Genomic DNA, 21,856 nt, shown 5'->3' on the forward strand with positions numbered 1-21,856 from the left:
CTCGCCCTTCGCCACCGCGCTTCGTACGTGAGCCCCACCCCGCCGGCCGCGGGCCGATGCGACGCGGGCGAACCGTCCCGTGCGTACGCACCGCCTGCGCCCACCCGTGCCGCCCAGCGGCACGATTGCCCGCAGGGTGAGCGCGACTCCTCGCTTCCGCCGACCGTCCTGCGGGCGGCTGGGCCGCCCAGGGGGCGGCACGGGCGGGCGCAGGGCGGCGCCTCCGCGGCGAGCGGCTCGCTCCACCCGGCCCGAGCGGGCGGTGCCGTACGGACGGGACGGTTCGCCTGCGCGACGTGAGCCCCCGCACCCGCGCGTACGCCTGCCCAGGGGCCCGGGGGAACCCCGGACGGGCGAAGCGGGGCGCCCGCGCGGGCTAACCTGGACCGCTGAGCTCGTTCCCCTCGGTTGGAGAGAAATGGCCGTCAACCTGGTCAATGTCGAGAACGTCCGCAAGGTGTACGGCACCCGTACCCTCCTGGACGGCATCTCCCTCGGCGTGTCCGAGGGCGACCGCATCGGCGTCGTCGGCCGCAACGGCGACGGCAAGACCACCCTGATCCGCATGCTCGCGCAGCTGGAGGAGACGGACTCCGGCCGCGTCACCCACGTCGGCGGCCTCCGCATGGGCGTCCTGACGCAGCACGACTCGCTCGACCCCACCGCGACCGTCCGCCACGAGGTGATCGGCGACCTCGCCGACCACGAGTGGGCGGGCAACGCGAAGATCCGCGACGTGCTCACCGGCCTCTTCGGCGGCCTGGACCTGCCCGGTTTCCCCCAGGGCCTGGACACCGTCATCGGCCCCCTCTCCGGCGGTGAGCGCCGCCGCATCGCGCTCGCCCAGCTGCTGATCGCCGAGCAGGACCTGATCGTCCTGGACGAGCCCACCAACCACCTCGACGTCGAGGGCATCGCCTGGCTCGCCGCCCACCTGGCCGCCCGCCGCTCCGCCCTCGTCTGCGTCACCCACGACCGCTGGTTCCTCGACCAGGTCTGCACCCGCATGTGGGACGTGCAGCGCGGCGACGTCCACGAGTACGAGGGCGGCTACTCCGACTACGTGTTCGCCCGCGCGGAGCGCGAGCGGATCGCGCAGACCGAGGAGGTCAAGCGGCAGAACCTGGTCCGCAAGGAGCTCGCCTGGCTGCGCCGCGGCGCCCCCGCCCGCACCTCCAAGCCCCGCTTCCGGGTCGAGGCCGCCAACGAGCTGATCGCCGACGTCCCGCCGCCCCGCGACACCAGCGAGCTGATGAAGTTCGCCTCCTCGCGCCTGGGTAAGACGGTCTTCGACCTCGAGGACGTCACCGTCCAGGCGGGCCCCAAGACCCTGCTCCAGCACGTGACCTGGCAGCTCGGCCCCGGCGACCGGATCGGCCTGGTCGGCGTCAACGGCGCCGGCAAGACCTCGCTGCTGCGCGCCATGGCCGAGGCCGCCCGTACCGACGGCGACGAGCAGCCCGCCGCCGGCCGGATCAAGGTCGGCAGGACGGTCAAGCTCGCCTACCTCTCGCAGGAGGTCGCCGAACTCGACCCGAACTGGCGGGTCCTGGAGGCCGTGCAGAAGGTGCGCGAGCGCGTGGACCTCGGCAAGGGCCGCGAGATGACCGCCGGCCAGCTCTGCGAGACCTTCGGCTTCACCAAGGAGAAGCAGTGGACGCCGGTCGGCGACCTCTCCGGCGGTGAGCGCCGCCGGCTCCAGCTGCTGCGGCTGCTGATGGACGAGCCCAACGTCCTCTTCCTCGACGAGCCCACCAACGACCTCGACATCGAGACCCTCACCCAGCTCGAGGACGTCCTCGACGGGTGGCCCGGCTCGATGATCGTGATCTCCCACGACCGGTTCTTCGTCGAGCGCACCACCGACCGGGTGTTCGCGCTGCTCGGCGACCAGACGCTGCGGATGCTGCCCCGCGGCATCGACGAGTACCTGGAGCGCCGCCGCCGGATGGAGGAGGCCGCGGCCGCCTCCGCCCCCGCACCGGCGGCCAGGCCGGCCGCCGAGAAGAGCGCGGCCGACCAGCGCGCCGCCAAGAAGGAACTGCAGCGGATCGAGCGGCGGATCGACAAGATCTCCGAGCAGGAGAGCAAGCTGCACGCCCAGATCGCCGACAACGCCACGGACTTCGCGAAGGTGGCCGAACTCGACGCGCAGCTGCGCGCCCTGGCGGGCGAGCGGGACGAGCTGGAGATGGCGTGGCTGGAACTCGCCGAGGACGCCTGAGGGTTGCCCCCGCGGCTGCCTGACATCCGCACGTCGCTGACGGCGCGTCACCGATAACGACGGCGTCACGGGCCGGTTCTCCCTTGGGAACAGGGGAGGAACCGGCCCGTCGCGTTCCGGCGTGGGTGATAGAAAAGCCACCGGTATGACAACTGGTCCTTGAGTACCGCTGAGGGGCCCGGAAGCGGACAGGCGCGGCGCGTCGGTCAGTGAAGAGGGGGAGCCGCTGTGACACAGCCGCCCGAGGAACAGCCGCCCACGCCGTCCGGCGACCCGCTGCGCAAGTCTCCGGAACCGCAGGACGCCCCGCCGCCCGGCCACCCGGCCCCGCAGCAGCCGCCCGCGCCCCCCGCCGCCCCTCCCGCGCCGCCGGCCGCGCCCGCCGCGCCGCCCGCCGGCGGGTTCGGCGCCCCGCAGCCGCCGCAGGGGCAGCCCGCGGCGGGCTTCGGCGCCGCGCCCTCCGGCTACGGCGCCCCCCAGCCGGGCCAGCAGCCGGGCCAGTCGGGTCAGCCCCAGCCGGGACCGTACGGGCAGCCCGGCCCCTACGCCGCCGGACCGTACGCCGGCCGGCCGGGCGCGCCGCAGGCCGGGCCCTACGCGCCGCAGCCGGGATACGGCTACCCCCAGGGCGCTCCGCAGGGTGCTTCCCAGGGCGGCGCCTGGCCCCCGGCCGGCCCGCCGCAGCCGCCGTCCGGTGGAGGCAACCCCTTCAAGAAGCGTCCCGCGCTGGTGGTCGCCGCCGCCGTGGTCGTGGCCGCGCTGATCGGCGGCGGCGTCTGGGCGGTCGCCGGCAACAACGCCGACGAGCCCGCGCAGAAGAAGGCGGCGCCCACGCCCACCCAGGAGGCCCCCGAGCCCACCGCCACCGTCGACCAGGGCGACGGCAACGGCGGAGGCGGCGAGGAACTCGACATCAACAAGGACCGCGCGCCCGGCGAGGCCCGCCTCGCCTGGTACAAGGGCGCCCCCGACGCCCCGGGCGACGGCGCCAAGGCCCCCGGCATGTGGGTGGTCGGCGACGTGGCCGTGAAGGCCGCGTACAAGCAGGTCTTCGGCTGGAAGGCCGCCGACGGCGGCGAGGCGTGGAAGCCGGTCGACTTCCCCCAGGAGATATGCGCCGTCACCCGGCGGGTGTCCGCGGACGGGCGGATAGCCGTCGCCTACAAGAGCGGCAGCAGCGACCGCGCCAAGTGCAACCAGGTCCAGGAGCTCGACCTGCGCACCGGCGAGAAGGGCTGGGAGGCCGAGATCGACGAGGGCGGCCTCTTCGACGGCACCAGCGACATCTCGCTCAGCCTGGCCGGGGACACCCTGGTCGTCGGCCGCGGCCAGTCCGCCGTGGCCCTCGCCATGAAGACCGGCAAGAAGCGCTACGACATCAAGAAGTACGGGGCGTCCTGCTTCCCCGGCGGCTTCGCCGGCGACGAACGGAAGCTGATCGTCGCGGCGTCCTGCGGGGCCGGCGGCGACAACCAGCACGACGAGCTGCGCGAACTCGAGCCGGCCACCGGCAAGGTCCGCTGGACCCGGGCGCTCGGCAAGGGCTGGGAGGTCGAGAAGGCCTACAGCGTCAGCCCGCTGGTGGTCTACAGCGCCAACCGCGACAAGAAGACGGGCAACATCTCCGTCTTCACGAGCGACGGCCGGATCGGCCCGCACGTCCAGCTCGACGGCAAGACCGAGCTCGACGTCCGCTGCTCCGGGTTCTCGATCTTCAACAAGGCGCTGGAGTCCTGCGACTTCGTCGCCGACGACACGAACATGTACCTGGCCACCAAGAGCATCGGCAAGGCCAACGAGATCCTCGCGATCGGCCTGGACACCGGCAAGGTGAAGTGGCGGGTGAAGTCCCCGGCCGAGTCGTCGATGCTCCCGGTGACGCTGGAGAACGGCCGGCTGGTCGCCTACGTCGAGCCCACCTACGACAAGGGCGGCCAGGTGGTCGCCGTGCCGACGGCCGGTTCGCACACGCCGCAGAAGCTGCTCCAGAACCCGGCGGCCGGGGCCCAGCTGGAGAGCTCCTTCCTCAACCCCGCCATCGCCTGGGCCGACGGCCGGCTCTTCCTCTCCGTCGACCGGCTGACCGGCAGCGACGAGCAGGAGGAGAAGCTGATGACGGTCTACGCCAAGTAGCGCCCGCCCCGGCCCCGCACGCGGGGCCCGCCCCGCCGGCCCCGCACTGCGGGGCCGGCTCCCGCACCCAGGACCCTCGTACGCCCCGGCCGGGCCGACGCCCGCCCGCACGACCCTCCCGAGGAATGTGATGACCCAGCCGCCCGAGCCCGGCCGGCCCCCGCAGGGGGACGGCGGCGCCCACGAGCCCGCCGACCGCAACCCCTACGGCGCCACCCCGCCGCCGCAGCAGCCGCCGGCCCCGCCCGCGGCGGGCTACGGGTACCCGCAGACGCCGCCCAACCCGTACCTCCAGCAGCCGGGACAGCACCCGGGGCAGCAGGCGTCCCCGCAGACGCCGCAGTACGGCTACCCCGCCCAGCAGCCGCCGACGGTTCCGGCGCCCGCCGTCGCTCCGCAGCGCAGCGAGGCCGAGCGCAAGGCGCTGCGCGCCCAGATCGCCATCGTGGTCTCCGCCGTGGTGGCGATCGCCCTGATCATCGGTGGCGGCGTCTGGTACTCCGGCAGCAAGGACGGCGGCACGAAGACCGTCGCCGGCGGCACCGAGGGCGGCAAGGGCAAGGGCAAGGACGGTGGGGAAGCGGGCGGCGAGAAGGTCCCCTCGGACCCCGACGCGGAGCTGCTCTTCGACGTGCCGATGCCGAAGGTCGAGAAGAACCTGCAGATCAACGTCAAGGGCTCCTGGGCCACCGGCGACGTCTACGCCAAGAGCGGCGCGGACGGCATCACCGCCTACGACCCGCAGACCGGTGAGCAGAAGTGGAAGCTCCCGCTGCCCGGCCCGGTCTGCCTCTCCTCCCGGCACACCACCGAGGACGGGAAGACCGTGATCGTCCACGAGCCGACCAGGCCCACCGCGAAGGCGCCCACCGCGGGCTGCAGCGAGGTCACCGCGATCGACCTGACCACCGGCAAGAAGCTCTGGACGAAGAACGCCAAGAGCGGCGACCGGCCCGTCCGGTTCGACAACGTCACCCTCAGCGGCACCACCGTCGCCGCCGGCTCCAGCTCCGGCGGCGCCGCCTGGAATCTCACGACCGGCGCCTCGCTGTGGCAGCCCAAGCCGGGCGACACCTGCTACGACGCCGGCTACGGCGGTGGCAAGGCCCTGGTCGCGCTGCGCAAGTGCGGCGAGTACAACAACTACCAGCTGCTCCTGCAGACCCTGGACGCCAAGAAGGGCACCGTGCTCTCGGAGTACAAGCTGCCCGAGGGCGTCGACTACGCGTCGATCGTCTCCACCGTCCCGCTGGTGGCCGCCGCCGACGTCGGCGACACCGCCGGTGACGGCAGCGGCATCTCCGACTTCTTCTCCGTCGACGCCGCCACCGGCAAGCTCCGCGCCAAGATCTCCGCGCCGGGCGAGACCTACGCCGCCGACTGCGACGGCGTCACCGCCGTCGAGAGCTGCGGGAACCTGGCCGTCAGCGAGGACACGCTCTACCTGCCGACCGAGGAGCACGACGCCGGAGGCGACACCGGCCGGACCAACGAGGTCGTCGCCATCGACCTCGCCACCGGGAAGACGGGCCGCAAGGCCGACGCGGGCGACGGCCACAACCTGCTCCCGCTGCGCATGGACGGCGACGGGGTGCTCGCCTACAAGAGCGGCCCCTACGACAAGGGCGGCCAGGTGGTCCGTCTGGACGGCGACACGCTGAAGGAGACGCTGCTCCTGCAGCTGCCGAACGACCAGGCCAGCCGCGAGCTGGAGATCTCGTTCTCGCCGGACTACCAGGAGTACCTCTTCTTCGGCGGCCGGCTCTTCATGAGCGAGGTCTACGCCCGCGGCGACGACAAGGAGGACGAGCCGCTCGCGGTCGCCTTCGGCCCCAAGGCCTGACGACCCGCACGCACACCGACGCCCCCATGGGCCGGCCGTGCCCCCTCGGCGTGTTCGCCGATACGGGGCACATGTCGGCCGATGGGGGCGCGCCGCGTCGAACAACCGTGTAGCTTCGCGGTCCATACAGGCCGCGAGCGCCGGGGGGCCTCGGGCCGGGGGGCAAGGTGGGGGGTTCGATGGGAGTGCGGCTCATGGTGGTCGACGACCACCGACTGCACGCGGAGGCGCTCGCCTCCGCTCTGAAACTGCGCGGGCACCGGGTGCTGGCCGCGGCCGCGCCGGCGGCCGGAGCGGCCGAGCTGGTGATCGGCCGGGCGCCGGAGGTGTGCCTGCTGGGCACCGCGGAGCCGGCCCGGCCCGGGGCGTTCGACCCGGTGGAGCGGATCCGGCGGGAGCGCCCGCAGGTGGCGGTGGTGGTGCTCGGCCCGGTGCCCAGCCCGCGCGGCATCGCGGCGGCCTTCGCGGCCGGGGCGTCGGGCTACGTCCGCCACGACGAGCGGATCGAGGGGGTCGAGCGGGCCATCGTGAAGGCACGGGCCGGTGAGGCGGCGATCTCCCCGGCCCTGCTGCAGGGCGCCTTCCACGAGCTGCTCCATCCGGTGGCGGAGCCCGACGACGAGGGGCGGCGCCTGCTGTCCGCCCTCACCCCGCGCGAGACGGAGGTGCTGGTGCGGGTCGCCGAGGGGGAGGACACCCGGCTGATCGCGGAGGGGATGGGCATAGCGCCCAGCACCGCGCGCACCCACGTCCAGCGGGTGCTGATGAAGCTGGGCGTGGGCTCGCGCCTGGAGGCCGCCGCGCTCGCCGCCCGCACCGGGCTGCTGGACCGCCCGCCCGCCTGACCGGCACGCGCACGGGCCGGCGCGCCCCGGCCTCGGACCCGCCCCGGCCTCGGACCCGCCCTGGCCTCGGACCCGCCCCGGCCTCGGACCCCGCCCCGCCCCGGACGCGCCGAGGGCCGGGCTCCGTGCGGGAGCCCGGCCCTCGGACGGCCGAGTCGGGTCAGTGGCCCAGAGGGTTCTCCTCCTCCATGCCCGTCGGGGGCGGCGGAGGCGCGGCCGGCCGCAGCTTGAGCCAGGCCAGGAAGAACAGGCCGAGAGCCAGCATGGCCAGCCCGGTCCACAGGTTGATGTTGACGTTCTCGGACTTGTCGAGGGAGTGGTCGGACGGCGCGATCCCGCACAAGGTCACGATGACGCCGTAGACGACGAACAGCAGGCCGATGATGCGGCGGACGTCGAAGAGGCGGGCGGCACTGGCGGACTTGGTCTCCAGATCACTGACCGACCGCTGGACGTCCTTCTCGGAAAACTCGGACATGGTCTCTCCATTCTCCCGCGTTCGTCGCTAGAACGAGAACGGGATGTAGCAGGCGGCGGCCAGGATGATCGCGCTCCAGCCCAGCAGGGCCGGCTTGCGGTACCAGGCGTCGTCGCCCTCGGCGGGCGGCTCGGACATGCCCGGCGACTTGGTGCCGTAGACGAGACCCTGCAGTTCCTCCATCGGCTTGGGCTTGGTGAAGAGCGAGACCGCGACCATGACCACCGCGCCGGCCACGAAGCCGACGATCGCCGAGACGAAGTTGGCGCCCTGGTCGGAGGGGATGTCGATGACGCCCTGCTTGTAGATCACGAAGTAGTTGATCATCGCGGAGACCGTGCCGGCGAGCAGACCCCAGAAGCCGGAGACCATCGACGCCCGCTTCCAGAACATGCCGATGATGAACACCACGAACATCGGCACGTTGAAGAAGGAGAACAGCGTCTGCAGGTAGGCCATGATGTTCGAGAAGGTCGACGCGAGGAACGCCGTGCCCATCGAGGCCAGCACGCCCAGGACGGTGATCATCCGGCCGAAGCGCAGGTAGTAGGAGTCCTCCTGGCCGCGCTTGATGTACTTGGCCCAGATGTCCGTGGTGAAGACGGTGTTGAAGGACGACACGTTGGCCGCCATACCGGCCATGAACGCCGCCACCAGACCGGTGATCGCGATGCCGAGCACACCGTTGGGCAGCAGCTGGCCCATCAGGTACGGGATCGCGTCGTTGTACTCCAGGCCCGAGGAGGCGCTGCCGATCTTCGGGACCAGCACCGCGGCGACCAGACCCGGGATCATCACCAGGAAGACGATGAAGATCTTCGGGAACGCGGCGATCAGCGGGGTGCGCTGGGCGGCGGAGAGGTTCTTGGCGGACAGCGCGCGCTGGACCTCGGCGAAGTTGGTCGTCCAGTAGCCGAAGGAGAGCACGAAGCCCAGGCCCAGGACGATGGTCAGCCAGTTCGCGCCCAGCGGGTTGTCGCTGCCGATGCCGGTTCCGCCCCAGGCGGTGACGAAGTCGCCGCCCTTCTGCGCGGTCAGCGAGTCGGTCAGGCCGTCCCAGCCGCCGACCCGCTTCAGACCGAGGACCGTGATCGGGATGAGCGCCGCCAGGATCACGAAGAACTGCAGCACCTCGTTGTAGATCGCCGAGGACAGACCACCGATGGTGATGTACGCGAGGACGAAGAAGCCCGCCACCACGATGGCCACCCACTCCGGCCAGCCCAGCAGCGCCTCGACCACGATCGCCAGCGAGTACAGGTTGACGCCCGCGATCAGGATGGCCGCGAAGGCGAACAGCACCGAGGACAGCAGGTGCGCCGACTTGTCGAAGCGCAGCAGCAGGAACTCGGGCACCGAGCGGACCTTGGAGCCGTAGTAGAACGGCATCATCACCAGGCCGAGGAAGACCATGGCCGGGATGGCGCCGATCCAGTACCAGTGCACCGTGTACACGCCGTACTGGGCGCTGTTGGCGGCCATGCCGAGGACCTCGGTGGCGCCCAGGTTGGCGGAGATGAAGGCGAGACCCGTGACCCACGCGGGCAGCGAGCGCCCGGACAGGAAGAAGTCGAGGCTCGTCTTGACCGACTTGCGCGCCAGGAAGCCGACGCCCAGCACGAAGAGGAAGTAGATGGCCAGCAGGCAGTAGTCCAGCCAGTTGGCGGGGAGTCGCAGCTCAGCTGCCAGAAGTGTGGGGGGCATAGGAACTCGCTTCGTCGCGCGTTACGGGGATCACGGCGGATGGATTACCGGTGCTGTCGGAGATTGAACACTCCTGTTGTTTCTCGTCGCCTGATTGTGACATCGGCGATTGGGTTGCGTTCTGTTGTGGTCTGTTATGTTGACTTCTGTTCGAGGCATCGCGCATCCGGACGGGACATCCGAGGGAGCCGGGCGGTGCGGCGGGAAGGCGATCGACGGTGAGGAAGACTTCGACCCGGCTTGCCGACGGGCGCGAGCTCATCTACTACGACCTGCGGGACGGTGCGCCGCGCGACGCCGTCGACCGGCGGCCCCTGGACGCCACCGTGACCACCTCCGAGGTGCGTCACGACGACCTGCTCGGCGACGACATCGCGGTCGCCTCGCACCGCCAGGGCCGCACGTACCACCCGCCGGCCGACCAGTGCCCGCTGTGCCCCACCCACGGCGAGCGGCTCAGCGAGATCCCGGACAGCAGCTACGACGTGGCCGTCTTCGAGAACCGCTTCCCCTCGCTGGCCGGCGACTCCGGGCGCTGCGAGGTCGTCTGCTTCACCGAGGACCATGACGCGTCGTTCTCGCAGCTCTCCGAGGAGCAGGCCCGGCTGGTGCTGGACGCCTGGACCGACCGGACCGCCGAACTCGCGCATCTTCCCTCCGTCGTCCAGGTCTTTCCCTTCGAGAACCGGGGCCATGAGATCGGGGTGACGCTCGGTCACCCCCATGGGCAGATCTACGCCTACCCCTTCGTCACCCCGCGTACCGCGCGGATGTTCCAGTCGCTGGCGGCCCGCCGGGCCGAGGCGGACACCGCCAATCTCTTCGACGAGATCGTCGCGCGCGAGTCGGCGGGGGAACGACTGGTCCTGGCGGGTGAGCACTGGGTCGCCTTCGTCCCGTACGCCGCCCACTGGCCCTACGAGGTGCACCTCTACCCGCGCCGCCGGGTCCCCGACCTGACCGCGCTCGACGAGGACCAGCGCGCCGAGTTCCCCCGCGTCTACCTCGAACTGCTGCGCCGCTTCGACCGGATCTTCGGCCCCGACGAGCCGCCCACCCCGTACATCGCCGCCTGGCACCAGGCGCCGTTCAGCGGTTTGGACGCGTACGAAGGGGTGACGCGGGACGACTTCGCCCTCCATCTGGAGCTGTTCACCATCCGCCGGACCTCCGGCAAGCTGAAGTTCCTCGCGGGCTCGGAGTCGGGCGTGGGAGTGTTCATCAACGACGTGCCGCCGGAGGCGGCCGCGGCGCGACTGCGGGAGGTGGAGAGCGCGTGAGCGAGGGCATGGGCGCGAGGCCGGGCGAGGAGACGGGCCAGGGCACGGGCCAGGGCGCGGGTACCTACCTGGTGACCGGCGGGGCCGGCTACATCGGCGGCGTGGTCGCCCAGCACCTGCTGGAGGCCGGGCATCGGGTGGTCGTCCTGGACGACCTGTCCACCGGCGTGCGCGAAGGGGTCCCCGAGGGCGCCGAGTTCGTCGAGGCCGGGCTGCACGAGGCCGGGCGGATCCTCGACCCCTCGTTCGACGCGGTCCTGCACTTCGCCGCCTCCTCGCAGGTCGGCGAGTCGGTGGTGAAGCCGGAGAAGTACTGGCGCAACAACGTCGGCGGCTCCATGGCCCTGCTGGGCGCCATGCGCGAGGCGGGCGTGCGCCGGCTGGTGTTCTCCTCCACCGCCGCCACCTACGGCGAGCCCGCCGAGGTCCCCATCCCGGAGAGCGCCCCCACCGCGCCCACCAACCCCTACGGCGCCAGCAAGCTGGCGGTCGACCACATGATCACCGGCGAGGCGAACGCCCATGGCCTCGCCGCGGTCAGCCTGCGCTACTTCAACGTGGCCGGGGCCTACGGCGACCACGGTGAGCGGCACGACCCCGAGTCGCACCTGATCCCGCTGATCCTCCAGGTCGCCCTCGGCCGCCGGGACCACATCTCCGTCTACGGCGACGACTACCCGACGCCGGACGGCACCTGCGTGCGCGACTACATCCACGTCGCCGACCTGGCCGAGGCCCATCTGCTGGCCCTGAAGGCCGCCACGCCCGGCGAGCACCTGATCTGCAACCTGGGCAACGGCAACGGCTTCTCCGTCCGCCAGGTCATCGACACCGTCCGCCGGGTGACCGGCCATCCGATCCCCGAGGAGGTGGCCGCGCGCCGCGGCGGCGACCCCGCCGTGCTGGTCGCCTCCGCCGCCACCGCCCGCGACCGGCTCGGCTGGCGCCCTCGCCGCGCCGACCTCACCACCATCGTCTCCGACGCCTGGGCGTTCGCACGCGCCCACGCGTGAGCCCCGCCGGCCTGTCAGCTCCTGCCGCGCCGCCCCCGCACGCGCGGTCAGCCCCTCCGCACGGAAGGCCCTTCCGCACATGAGCGAGTCGGTCCAGAACCCCGCCGACGTCACGGCCGCCGCCGAGGCCGTCGCCCGGCGGTTCACCGAGCTGTACGGCGCCGAGCCGGCCGGCGTCTGGGCGGCCCCCGGCCGGGTCAACCTGATCGGCGAGCACACCGACTACAACGGCGGCTTCGTCATGCCCTTCGCGCTGCCGCAGGTCGCCGTCGCCGCGGTGTCGCCCCGCGAGGACGGCCTGCTGCGGCTGTCCTCCGCGGACGTCCCCGGCGGTGTGGTGGAGCGCCGGGTGGACGAGCTGCTGCCCGGCTCCGACAAGCGCTGGACCGCCTATCCGGCGGGCGTCGTCTGGGCCATGCTGGAGGGCGGCCACGCGGTCACCGGCGCCGACGTCCACCTCGCCTCCACCGTGCCCAGCGGGGCCGGACTGTCCTCCTCCGCGGCGCTGGAGGTGGTCGTCGCCCTCGCCCTGGACGACCTCTTCGGCCTCGGCCTCGACCGGGCGCTGCTCGCCCGGATCTGCCAGCGCGCGGAGAACGAGTACGTGGGCGCGCCCACCGGGATCATGGACCAGACCGCCTCCGCCTGCTGCGAGGCCGGGCATGCGCTCTTCCTCGACACCCGCGACGGCACCCGGCGGCAGATCCCCTTCGACCTCGCCGCCGAGGGGATGCGGCTGCTGGTCGTCGACACCCAGGTCAAGCACGCGCACAGCGGCGGCGAGTACGGCAAGCGCCGGGCCGGCTGCGAGCGCGCCGCCGAACTCCTCGGCGTCCCCGTCCTGCGGGACATCCCGTACGCGGAGCTCGACGAGGCCCTGGCCCGGCTGGACGACGAGGAGCTCCGCCGCCTGGTCCGCCACGTCGTCACCGAGGACGAGCGGGTCGAGCGGGTGGTGCGGCTGCTGAACGACGGTGACACCCGGGGCATCGGCCCGGTCCTCACCGAGGGCCACGCCTCCCTGCGCGACGACTTCCGGGTCTCCGCGCCCGAGCTCGACACGGTGGTCGACGCCGCGCTGGACGCGGGGGCGCTCGGGGCCCGGATGACCGGCGGCGGGTTCGGCGGCTCCGCCATCGTCCTGGTCGACGACGACCGGGCCGAGGGGGTCGTCGCGGCGGTCGGATCCGCCTTCGCCCGGGCCGGTCACCAGCCGCCCCGCGTGTTCCCGGCCGTGCCCTCCCGCGGGGCCCGGCGCATCCACCCGGCGTAGCCGGCCGTCCTGCCGCCTGCCGCTGTCCGCCGCCTGCCGCCGTCCGCCGCGTGGCGGCGGTCAGGCGGTCAGGCGGTCCGGTGGCGTGCCGCGATGCCCTCGATGACGATCTCCAGGCCCTCCGAGAAGTGCCGGTCGTAGTCGGCGAAGATCTCCGCGCCCGCGGCGGCCGACAGCGGGAACGCGGCCATCTTCCGGGCGCGTTCCTCGATGTCGAGGCCCCCGGGCGGGTCGTTCGGCAGCGGCTCCATGCCTTGTTCCTCGGCGACGAAGCCGAGGGTGTACAGGTACGTCGTGGTGATCGCGCGGACCGCTCGGGGCAGGGTGAAGCCGGCGGCGGTGAACAGCCGCAGGTTGTCCTCCATCTGCTCGGCGTGCTCGATGCCGGTGAAGCGTGAGCCGGTGAACACCTTCGCGCCGTCGCGGTAGCGGCAGAGCGCCGCCCGCAGCCCGTGGTTGGACTTGCGCAGCCGCTCCTGCCAGCTGTCGGCGGGGTCGAGCTCCCCGTCGGCGACCATCCGGCGGTACATCTCGGTGGCCATCTCGTCGAGCAGCGCCTGCTTGTCCTTGAAGTGCCAGTACAACGCGGGTGCCTTGACGCCCAGTTCCCGCCCGATGGCGCTGAGGGTGAGGCCCTCCAGACCCACCTCGTTCAGCAGGTCCAAGGCGGCGTCCGCGACCCGTTTCCGGTCGAGGGGCGTGCGGCGGTTCGTGGTCACGCTTGACAGTTTAACGGCGTTAAGCGCATGGTGGGTGGCCGGCAGAACTTAACGACGTTAAGGAACGGGGGACGTATGACTGCGCACGTGGACGTACTGGTGGTGGGAGCGGGCCCGAGCGGGCTGACGCTCGGCGTGGACCTGGCCCGGCGCGGGGTGCGGGCGCTCGTCGTCGAGCGGGCCGACGGGCTCTTCCCGGGCTCGCGCGGCAAGGGGATCCAGCCGCGCACGATGGAGGTCTTCGACGACCTCGGGATCCTCGGCGCGATCCGCGCGGCCGGGGGCGGCTACCCGGTCGGGATGCTGTGGCGGGACGGGCGACGGCTCGGCGAGCACCGGATGTTCGACCCGGTGGAGCCCACCGAGGAGGCGCCCTACGACGAGCCGTGGATGGTGGCGCAGTGGCGCACCCAGGAGATCCTGCGGGAGCGGCTGGAGGAGCTGGGCGGACGGATCGCCTTCGGCCGGGAGGCGATCGGCCTCACCCAGGACGCGGACGGGGTCACCGTGCGGTTCGCCGACGGATCCGGCCTGCGGGCCCGTTACGTGGTCGCCGCCGACGGCGGCCGCTCGGCGGTCCGCCGGGCGCTCGGCATCGGCATGACCGGCGAGACGCTCGAGGCGAACCCCACCCTGGTGGCCGACGTCCGCCTCACCGGCCTGGACCGCGACAACTGGCACATGTTCCCGCCGTCCGGCGAGGGAGAGGACTTCCTGGCGCTCTGCCCGCTCGCCGGCACCGACGACTTCCAGATGGTGGCCCGCTTCCCCGAGGGCGCCACCGTCGACCCGTCCCCGGAAGGCGTCCGCGCACTCGTCGCGGCCCGCACCCACCTCACCGCCGAGGACGTCACCGAGGTGCGCTGGGCCTCGGACTTCCGCCCGCGCACCGCGCTCGCCGACCGCTTCCGCGACGGCCGCGTCCTCCTCGCCGGCGACGCGGCGCACCTGCACTCCCCGGCCGGCGGCCAGGGCCTCAACACCAGCGTGCAGGACGCGTACAACCTCGGCTGGAAGCTCGACGCGGTGCTGCGGGGCGCCGCGCCCGCCTCCCTCCTGGACACCTACGAGGAGGAACGCCGCCCGGTCGCCGCCGACATGCTCGGTCTGTCCACCAGCATCCACCGGGGCGAGACGCGCCGCGGCGACGCCACCCGCCAGCTCTCCCTCGGCTACCGGACCTCCTCCCTCGCCGAGGAGACCCGGCAGGCCCCCGGCCCGCTGCGGGCCGGGGACCGCGCCCCCGACGGGCGGCTGGGGGAGACCCGCCTCTTCGACGCCTTCCGCGGCCCGCACTGGACCCTGCTCACCGTGGACGCCGCCGCCCACCTCACGGCGTACGGCGAAGGCGTCTTCCTCGTCCGCCCCGACGGCTACGTCGGCTGGGCCGGCGACACCACCGAGGGGCTCGCGGCCTACGCCCGGCGGGTGGGCGCGGAGGGCGTGTACCGGGCGGTCGAGGCGGCCGGGGCGACGCGTTCCTGACGCGGCGCTCGCCGTCACGTGTGCCGCGTCCGCCGTCACCCGTTCGCCTCGCCCGCCGTAACTCGTTCGGGTCGTCGGGTCGTCGGGTCGTCGGGTCGTCGGGTCGTCGGGGCGTCGGGTCGTCGGGTCGTCGGGTCGTCGGGGCGCGTGACGCCGTCCCGTGCGGGGTGCCGTGCGGTGGGCCGTGTCCGTCGCCGCACACGACGGCGCCCCCTCCCCGCGACGGCGGGGAGGGGGCGCCGTGGCGTCCGCGGGGCGGGTCAGCCGGTGTTGCGCAGGCCCGCGGCCACACCGTTGACGGTCAGCAGCAGCGCCCGCGACAGCAGCGGGTCGACCTCCTGGCCGGCCGCCGCCTCGTCGCGCTGCCGCTTCAGCAGCATCACCTGGAGGTAGGAGATCGGGTCCAGGTAGGCGTCGCGGATCGCGAAGGTCTGCTTCAGCACCGGGTTCGCGTCCAGCAGCTCCGTCTCACCGGTGACCTTCAGGACCTCCGCCACCGTGAGCTCGTGCTCCGCCTTGATCGCGTCGAAGACGTGCTTCAGCTCCTCGGGCACCAGGTTGTCGACGTACAGCGACGCGATCCGCAGGTCCGTCTTCGCCAGCGTCATCTCGACGTTGGAGATGAAGTTCCGGAAGAAGTGCCACTCCTGGTGCATCTCCGCCAGGACCGGGTCCAGACCCGCCTCCCGCAGCGCCTTCAGGCCGGAACCCACGCCGAACCAGCCCGGCACGATCTGCCGGGACTGCGTCCAGCCGAACACCCACGGGATCGCCCGCAGCGAGTCCAGGCCACCGCCCGCGTCCGGCCGGCGCGAGGGCCGCGAGCCCAGGTGCAGGTCGGCCAGCTGGTCCACCGGGGTGGAGGCGAAGAAGTACGCCGGCAGGTCCGGGTCCTCCACCAGCTTGCGGTACGCCACATGGGCGGCGTCGGAGACGACCTCCATCGCCGCGTCCCAGCGGGCCAGCGCCTCCACCGACTGCCGCGGCGAGGTGTGCAGCGCCGAGGCCTGCAGCGTCGCCGCCACCGTCAGCTCGAGGTTCTCCCGGGCCAGCGACGGCACCAGGTACTTGTCGGAGATGACCTCGCCCTGCTCGGTCACCTTGATCTCGCCCTCCAGCGTGCCCCACGGCTGCGCCAGCACCGCGTCGTGCGACGGGCCGCCGCCACGGCCGACCGTGCCGCCCCGGCCGTGGAACAGCCGCAACCGCACCCCGTGCCGGTGCGCCACGTCACGCAGCCGCCGCTGGGCGCGGTGGATCTCCCACTGACTGGTGGTGATGCCGCCGAACTTCGAGGAGTCCGAGTAGCCGAGCATGACCTCCTGCACGTCGCCCCGCAGCGCCACCAGGCGCCGGTAGGACGGGTCGGAGAGCATGTCGTCGAGGATGGTGTCCGCGGCCTTGAGCTCGTCCGTGGTCTCCAGCAGCGGCACGATGCCGATCTTCGCCCAGCCGGCGTGCAGGTCGAGCAGTCCCGCCTCGCGGGCCAGCACCGCCGCCGCGAAGACGTCGTCCGCGCCCTGGCACATCGAGATGATGTACGACTCGATGACCTCGGGCCCGAAGACGTCGAGCGCGCGCTTGATCGTGTCGAAGGTGCCCAGCGTCTTCGTGCCCGCCTTGTCCAGCGGGGCCGGGCTCGGCGCCAGCGGGCGGCGCGAACGCAGCTCCTTGGCCAGCAGCCGCGTCCGGTAGTCCCGCGGCATGTCCGCGTACCGCCAGGACTCCTCGCCCAGACGGTCGAAGAGCTGGCCCAGCGCGTGGTGGTGGGCGTCGGCGTGCTCCCGCACGTCCATGGTGGCCAGCTGGAGACCGAACGCCGACAGCGTGCGGATCGTGCGGTCCATCCGGCCGTCCGCGAACAGCCCGGCCCGGTGCTCGCGCAGCGACGTCTGGATCAGCACCAGGTCGGCCAGCAGCTGCGCGGTGCCGAGGTAGTCGCGGCCCGGCCGGTGCGCCGTGCCCTTGGCCAGCCGCTCCTTGGTGTTGAGCAGCTTCTGCCGGATGCAGGTCGCCTTCAGCCGGTACGGTTCCTCGGCGTTCAGCCGCTTGTAGCGCGGGCTGATCTCGTGCAGGACCTCCAGGTCCTGCCCCAGCGACTCCAGCAGCTCCTCGGTGGCGCCGGTGTAGCGGATCGAGTTGGAGAGGAACCCGCGGAGCTCGTCGATCATCTCCAGCGCGTCGTTGATGCCGTGCTCGTGCTGAAGGATCAGCACGTCCCACGTCACCTGCGGGGTGACGTTCGGGTTGCCGTCCCGGTCACCGCCGATCCAGGTGCCGAAGGTCAGCGGCCGCGTCTCGTCCGGCAGCTCGACGCCGATCCGCTCCAGCTCGGCGGTCAGGTCCTCCAGGACGTCGCCGACCGCGCCGGCGTGCAGCTCGTCCAGGTAGTAGATCGCGTTGCGGGCCTCGTCGGCCGGCTCCGGACGCACCACCCGCAGCTCGTCCGTCTGCCACACCAGGTCGATGTTCTCGGCCAGCCGGGTGTCGTGACGGCGACGGTCCGCCTCGATCACCGGCGTCTCCAGCAGGTGCGCGATGCGCCGCAGCTTGTTCAGCACGGAGCGGCGCGCGGCCTCCGTCGGGTGCGCCGTGAACACCGGGCGGATGTTGAGGTTGCGCACGGTCTCCCGCAGGTGCGCGGGGTCCGCGTCCTTCAGCCGGTCCGCCGTACGGGCCAGCTGGCTGCCTTCCGCCGCGCGGCGCGCCCGCAGTTCACGCCCTCGGTGCACCTGCTCGGTGACGTTCGCGAGATGAAAGTAGGTGGAGAAGGCACGTACCAGCTTGGCGGCCGTCTCCAGCTCGGTGCCCCGGAGCAGCTCGGCCGCGGCCTCGCCGTCCTCCCGGGTCAGTCTGCGGACCTTCTCCACGAGCTCCAGCAGCTCAGGACCTTCCTGCCGGACCAGGGTCTGACCCAGAAGGTCACCCAGACGGCGGATGTCGCTCCGCAGTTCGCTGCTCGTGGTGGTGGTCCGGTCGTCGACACTGCTCACAGGTGCGGCTCCTTGCAACGGTGAAGCTCTGTCTGGCAGGGCACCCGGACGCACCACCCGTGCGGCCGTTCACGGCTTTCGGGCTCGGTTCGTCCGGGAAGAGACTGAATAGAGGAGCGGACCGCGCTGTCCGACCGGGTCTAAGGATAGGCAGCCACCGGCACACGCGGGCGAACGGCTCTTGCTGTGAGACACGGCGCTGCCATACTTACGATGCCGTAGGTTACGGAACCGTAGGAAGTGGGACACCCGCGGAACTCCGTCACCCCGCCCCTTGCCTGCCCTTCTCCACCACTCGAGGGATGCCGATGACGACCAGCTCCGAAGTGCTCGACGAAGACTCGCGGGACGTAGACGCCGCCGGAAAGCCTCTGCCCAGCGCCACCCTCGGTGGCGAGCAGAAGCGCTCGATCGAACAGATCGCCCTGCTCCTCTTCATCATCGTGCCGTTCGCGGCCCTGGTGGCGGCCGTGCCGCTGGCCTGGGGCTGGGGGGTGAGCTGGCTCGACCTGGGCCTGATGGTCTTCTTCTACTACTGGGGCTGCCACGGTGTGACCATCGGGTACCACCGCCACTTCACGCACGGTTCCTTCAAGGCCAAGCGCCCGCTGAAGATCTTCCTCGCCATCATGGGGTCCATGGCCGTCGAGGGCCCGCTGGTCCGCTGGGTGGCCGACCACCGCCGCCACCACAAGTTCTCCGACGCCGAGGGCGACCCGCACTCGCCGTGGCGCTACGGCGAGAGCGTCCCCGCCCTGATCAAGGGCCTCTGGTGGGCGCACATCGGCTGGATGTTCGACGAGGAGCGCACCCCGCAGGACAAGTACGCGCCCGACCTGATCAAGGACCCGGCGCTGCGCGCCATCTCCCGCCAGTTCATCGGCTGGACCATCCTGTCCCTGGCCATCCCGCCGATCGTCGGCGGCCTGGTCACCATGTCCTGGTGGGGCGCCTTCACCGCGTTCTTCTGGGGATCCCTCGTCCGGGTCGCCCTGCTGCACCACGTGACCTGGTCCATCAACTCCATCTGCCACGCCACCGGCAAGCGCCCCTTCAAGTCCCGCGACCGCTCCGGCAACGTGTGGTGGCTGGCCGTCCTGTCCTGCGGCGAGTCCTGGCACAACCTGCACCACGCCGACCCGACCTCCGCCCGCCACGGCGTGTTCAAGGGGCAGATCGACTCCTCGGCGCGGTTCATCCGCTGGTTCGAACAGCTCGGCTGGGCCTACGACGTCCGCTGGCCCTCCGAGGAGCGGCTCGCCGCGCGGCGTGATCCCGACGCCCGCCGGTCCCGCCGGGAGCGCGCCACGGCCGACGCGGCATGATTGTCATGTGGTGACCGACTCCAGCAGCTCCAGCGACGACGACCGGACCCGCGACGAGACGCGCGACGGCAAACCGCCGAGGCGCACGCGCCGCACCCGGATGACGGGAGCGGAGCGACGCCAGCAGCTGCTGGAGATCGGACGCACCCTCTTCGCCGCGAAGGGCTTCGAGGGGACCTCCGTGGAGGAGATCGCGGCCAGGGCCGGGGTCTCCAAGCCGGTGGTCTACGAGCACTTCGGCGGCAAGGAAGGGCTCTACGCGGTGGTCGTCGACCGTGAGATGCGGCGGCTGCTCGACATGGTGACCAGCTCGCTGACGGCCGGCCACCCGCGGGAGCTGTGCGAACAGGCTGCGTTCGCCCTCCTCGACTACATCGAGGAGTACACCGACGGCTTCCGCATCCTGGTGCGGGACTCCCCGATCCCGCAGTCCACCGGGACCTTCGCCTCGCTGATCTCCGACATCGCGACGCAGGTCGAGGACATCCTCGGGCGGGAGTTCAAGAGCCGGGGGTTCGACCCGAAGCTGGCGCCGCTGTACGCGCAGGCGCTGGTGGGCATGGTCGCCCTCACCGGGCAGTGGTGGCTCGACGTCCGCCGTCCCAAGAAGGCGGAGGTCGCCGCGCACCTCGTCAACCTCGCCTGGCACGGCCTCGACGGCCTCGAGCAGAAGCCCAAACTCATCGGCCACCGCAAGTCCTGACCCGGGCCCCGGCGAGCGGCCGTGATCAGTACGTCCGCGGACGTCCTACGCGACCCTGACCACGTACTTGCCCCGGACGCCGCCCGCCTCCAGCGCCCGGTGTGCCGCTGCCGTCTCCTCCAGGGGGAAGACCGTGTCCACCGCGGGCCTCAGCTTCCCCTCGACCACATGGCGGGCGAGGTCGTCGAAGTCCGCCCGCGTGGGGTTCCCGCTGAAGAAGCGCACCCGGCCGCGTCCGTGAACCGTGCCGGCCGCGAGGTAGCCGAGCGACGCGGCGGGCCGCTTCAGGTCGAAGGCGATGGCGACCATGCGCCCGCCGGGATTCAGCAGGCGCCGGAAGGCCCGCAGGTCGGTCCCCGCGGTGTCCAGGATCACGTCGAAGCGGCCCAGTTCCGTCGGCCGCACGGTCCGGTGGTCCACGGCCTCGTGCGCGCCGAGCCCGCGGACGAAGTCGAGGTTGGCCGCGCGGGCCAGGGCCGTCACCTCGGCGCCGTACGCCCGTCCGAGCTGGACGGCGGCGTTGCCGACACCGCCCGCCGCGCCCCGGACGAGGAGTCGTTCGCCGGGACGCAGCCCGGCCTTGTCCCGCAGCGCGGTGATGGCCGTGGTGGCCACCGGCAGCGCGGCGGCGTCCACCAGGTCAAGGCCGTCGGGGAGCCGGCCGACCCGCTCGGCGGGCACGGTCACGTACTCGGCGGCGCTGCCGAACCCGGAGGTGCGGCCCAACACCCCCCACACGCGGTAACCGGCCGCAAGCCCCGTGACTCCGGCCCCCAGCGCGGCGACCTCGCCGGTGAAGTCCAGGCCGACGCGCTTGGGGAAGGTCCGGCCGGTGAGGAGCCGGAGGCGGCCGGCACGGGCCGCCAGTTCGCCGCCGTTGACGCTGAACGCGCGCACCCGCACGAGGACCTCACCGGGGGCCGGCTCGGGGCGTGGCACGCGGCCCGTGTAGAGCACGTCGGGGCCGCCGTAGCGGTCGTAGAGCACTGCCTTCATCATGCGGTCGTTGCGGTCGTTCATCGTCTGCCTTTGCCGCCGGGGGGCCGTACAGGGGTCTGGCACCGACCGTAAGCTCTTAAGTGGACGCAATCGTCCGTTTGGGCCGGAAGTGAGAGACAGCGATGGCGGAATCATCTCGGATCACAGCCCGGGACGGGGTGCGGGCCGACGCCCGGCGCAACCGGGAACGCGTCCTGGTCGCGGCCCGTGCGGTCTTCGCGGAGCACGGGATCGACGCCCCGATGGCGACCGTCGCCCGACGGGCCGGGGTCGGCGTGGCGACGCTGTACCGGCATTTCCCCACCCGGGACGCCCTGGTGCGGGGCGCGTTCGCGCAGCAGACCGAGACCTGCGCGCGGGCGCTCACCGAGGCTCTGGCCGCCCCTGACCCGTGGCAGGGCTTCCAGCAGCTGGTCGAGACGGTCTGCGCCCTGCAACGGGAGGAACGCGGGTTCCCCGCCGCGTTCGTCGCGGCCTTCCCGGACAGCACGTCGGAACACGCGCGGTCCCGGCGACGAGCCGAGCGGGACTTCACGACCCTGGTCCGCAGGGCCCAGGCGTCGGGCGCGCTGCGGGCCGACTTCCACCCCTCCGACCTCGCCGTGGTCCTGCTGGCGCACGGCGCCCTGGTGACCGCCCTGCCGGACGACGGTGCGGCGTCCCGGCGCCTGGTGGCCTATCTGCTCCAGTCGTTCCGCACCGACAGGGCCAACACGCCGCTGCCCCCACCGACTGCCCTGGCACTGCGCAGCCTCCCGATGACGACCGACAGCCCCCAGAGGCAGCGGCCCCCCGGAACCTGACGGGAGACGGCGCCTGCCGCAGGGCGCGTCCGGTCC

16 protein-coding genes are annotated in these 21,856 nt (G+C 72.4%); 11 read left to right on the forward strand and 5 right to left on the reverse strand.

The features are described from left to right. The first annotated feature begins 418 nt into the window (after window positions 1-418). From ABT026_RS08790 to ABT026_RS08805, 4 genes are all read left to right on the forward strand, one after another. Entirely contained in the window at window positions 419-2,224 is a 1,806-nt protein-coding gene (locus tag ABT026_RS08790; protein ID WP_351113405.1) for an ABC-F family ATP-binding cassette domain-containing protein, read from the forward strand. 228 nt (window positions 2,225-2,452) lie between these two features. Further along, window positions 2,453-4,357 carry an outer membrane protein assembly factor BamB family protein gene (locus tag ABT026_RS08795; RefSeq protein ID WP_351113406.1) on the forward strand — a complete coding sequence of 635 codons (1,905 nt, stop codon included), beginning with the start codon at window positions 2,453-2,455 and terminating at the stop codon, window positions 4,355-4,357. 130 nt (window positions 4,358-4,487) lie between these two features. Further along, on the forward strand, window positions 4,488-6,200 hold the full coding sequence (locus ABT026_RS08800) for an outer membrane protein assembly factor BamB family protein (protein ID WP_351113407.1): 1,713 nt from the start codon (window positions 4,488-4,490) through the stop codon (window positions 6,198-6,200). A gap of 179 nt (window positions 6,201-6,379) precedes the next feature. Beyond that, window positions 6,380-7,045: a response regulator transcription factor gene (locus ABT026_RS08805; protein ID WP_351113409.1), complete on the forward strand. Its 666-nt coding sequence runs from the start codon at window positions 6,380-6,382 to the stop codon at window positions 7,043-7,045. A 160-nt stretch (window positions 7,046-7,205) separates the two neighbouring features. Here the strand turns inward: ABT026_RS08805 and ABT026_RS08810 are convergent, their stop codons facing one another. Both ABT026_RS08810 and ABT026_RS08815 read right to left on the reverse strand, forming a co-directional pair. Then, complete coding sequence (locus tag ABT026_RS08810; protein WP_351113410.1) at window positions 7,206-7,523, reverse strand: hypothetical protein; 318 nt, start codon at window positions 7,521-7,523, stop codon at window positions 7,206-7,208. A 27-nt stretch (window positions 7,524-7,550) separates the two neighbouring features. Then, window positions 7,551-9,227: a sodium:solute symporter family protein gene (locus ABT026_RS08815; RefSeq protein WP_351113411.1), complete on the reverse strand. Its 1,677-nt coding sequence runs from the start codon at window positions 9,225-9,227 to the stop codon at window positions 7,551-7,553. Between the two features lie 218 nt (window positions 9,228-9,445). On the opposite strand from ABT026_RS08815, the gene galT reads away from it, so the two are divergent. From galT to galK, 3 genes are all read left to right on the forward strand, one after another. Next, window positions 9,446-10,507 carry a galactose-1-phosphate uridylyltransferase gene (gene galT / locus ABT026_RS08820; RefSeq protein ID WP_351113412.1) on the forward strand — a complete coding sequence of 354 codons (1,062 nt, stop codon included), beginning with the start codon at window positions 9,446-9,448 and terminating at the stop codon, window positions 10,505-10,507. Between the two features lie 8 nt (window positions 10,508-10,515). After that, window positions 10,516-11,520: a UDP-glucose 4-epimerase GalE gene (gene galE, locus ABT026_RS08825; RefSeq protein ID WP_351113527.1), complete on the forward strand. Its 1,005-nt coding sequence runs from the start codon at window positions 10,516-10,518 to the stop codon at window positions 11,518-11,520. 79 nt (window positions 11,521-11,599) lie between these two features. After that, entirely contained in the window at window positions 11,600-12,793 is a 1,194-nt protein-coding gene (gene galK, locus ABT026_RS08830) for a galactokinase (protein ID WP_351113413.1), read from the forward strand. Window positions 12,794-12,861: 68 nt separating this feature from the next. Here the strand turns inward: galK and ABT026_RS08835 are convergent, their stop codons facing one another. Beyond that, window positions 12,862-13,512, reverse strand: coding sequence for a TetR/AcrR family transcriptional regulator C-terminal domain-containing protein (locus ABT026_RS08835; protein WP_351113414.1), 651 nt, complete (start codon window positions 13,510-13,512; stop codon window positions 12,862-12,864). 75 nt (window positions 13,513-13,587) lie between these two features. Between ABT026_RS08835 and ABT026_RS08840 the strand changes: the two genes are divergently transcribed. Further along, window positions 13,588-14,997 (forward strand): FAD-dependent oxidoreductase, encoded by a 1,410-nt coding sequence (locus ABT026_RS08840; protein WP_351113415.1) that lies wholly within the window; start codon window positions 13,588-13,590, stop codon window positions 14,995-14,997. 260 nt (window positions 14,998-15,257) lie between these two features. On the opposite strand, the gene ppc is transcribed toward ABT026_RS08840, so the two are convergent. Next, window positions 15,258-17,990 (reverse strand): phosphoenolpyruvate carboxylase, encoded by a 2,733-nt coding sequence (gene ppc, locus ABT026_RS08845; RefSeq protein ID WP_351113416.1) that lies wholly within the window; start codon window positions 17,988-17,990, stop codon window positions 15,258-15,260. A 308-nt stretch (window positions 17,991-18,298) separates the two neighbouring features. Between ppc and ABT026_RS08850 the strand changes: the two genes are divergently transcribed. Both ABT026_RS08850 and ABT026_RS08855 read left to right on the forward strand, forming a co-directional pair. Further along, window positions 18,299-19,315 carry an acyl-CoA desaturase gene (locus tag ABT026_RS08850; RefSeq protein ID WP_351113417.1) on the forward strand — a complete coding sequence of 339 codons (1,017 nt, stop codon included), beginning with the start codon at window positions 18,299-18,301 and terminating at the stop codon, window positions 19,313-19,315. A gap of 7 nt (window positions 19,316-19,322) precedes the next feature. Further along, window positions 19,323-20,018: a TetR family transcriptional regulator gene (locus ABT026_RS08855; RefSeq protein WP_502967926.1), complete on the forward strand. Its 696-nt coding sequence runs from the start codon at window positions 19,323-19,325 to the stop codon at window positions 20,016-20,018. A gap of 45 nt (window positions 20,019-20,063) precedes the next feature. Here ABT026_RS08855 and ABT026_RS08860 read toward each other — a convergent pair whose 3' ends face one another. Further along, on the reverse strand, window positions 20,064-21,038 hold the full coding sequence (locus ABT026_RS08860) for an NAD(P)-dependent alcohol dehydrogenase (RefSeq protein WP_351113419.1): 975 nt from the start codon (window positions 21,036-21,038) through the stop codon (window positions 20,064-20,066). A gap of 101 nt (window positions 21,039-21,139) precedes the next feature. Between ABT026_RS08860 and ABT026_RS08865 the strand changes: the two genes are divergently transcribed. Continuing rightward, window positions 21,140-21,820 carry a TetR/AcrR family transcriptional regulator gene (locus tag ABT026_RS08865; RefSeq protein ID WP_351113420.1) on the forward strand — a complete coding sequence of 227 codons (681 nt, stop codon included), beginning with the start codon at window positions 21,140-21,142 and terminating at the stop codon, window positions 21,818-21,820. Window positions 21,821-21,856: the final 36 nt, after the last annotated feature.

It is taken from the genome of Streptomyces sp. NPDC002734, assembly GCF_040295685.1.
Taxonomy (GTDB): domain Bacteria; phylum Actinomycetota; class Actinomycetes; order Streptomycetales; family Streptomycetaceae; genus Streptomyces.

What these genes read in the sequence shown, in the direction of transcription:
- ABT026_RS08790 (WP_351113405.1), top strand. Translation starts at nt 419, where the DNA reads ATGGCCGTCAACCTGGTCAATGTCGAGAACGTCCGCAAGGTGTACGGC.
- ABT026_RS08800 (WP_351113407.1), top strand. Translation starts at nt 4,488, where the DNA reads ATGACCCAGCCGCCCGAGCCCGGCCGGCCCCCGCAGGGGGACGGCGGC.
- ABT026_RS08805 (WP_351113409.1), top strand. Translation starts at nt 6,380, where the DNA reads ATGGGAGTGCGGCTCATGGTGGTCGACGACCACCGACTGCACGCGGAG.
- ABT026_RS08810 (WP_351113410.1), bottom strand. Translation starts at nt 7,523, where the DNA reads ATGTCCGAGTTTTCCGAGAAGGACGTCCAGCGGTCGGTCAGTGATCTG.
- ABT026_RS08815 (WP_351113411.1), bottom strand. Translation starts at nt 9,227, where the DNA reads ATGCCCCCCACACTTCTGGCAGCTGAGCTGCGACTCCCCGCCAACTGG.
- galE (WP_351113527.1), top strand. Translation starts at nt 10,516, where the DNA reads ATGGGCGCGAGGCCGGGCGAGGAGACGGGCCAGGGCACGGGCCAGGGC.
- galK (WP_351113413.1), top strand. Translation starts at nt 11,600, where the DNA reads ATGAGCGAGTCGGTCCAGAACCCCGCCGACGTCACGGCCGCCGCCGAG.
- ABT026_RS08840 (WP_351113415.1), top strand. Translation starts at nt 13,588, where the DNA reads ATGACTGCGCACGTGGACGTACTGGTGGTGGGAGCGGGCCCGAGCGGG.
- ABT026_RS08850 (WP_351113417.1), top strand. Translation starts at nt 18,299, where the DNA reads ATGACGACCAGCTCCGAAGTGCTCGACGAAGACTCGCGGGACGTAGAC.
- ABT026_RS08860 (WP_351113419.1), bottom strand. Translation starts at nt 21,038, where the DNA reads ATGAACGACCGCAACGACCGCATGATGAAGGCAGTGCTCTACGACCGC.
- ABT026_RS08865 (WP_351113420.1), top strand. Translation starts at nt 21,140, where the DNA reads ATGGCGGAATCATCTCGGATCACAGCCCGGGACGGGGTGCGGGCCGAC.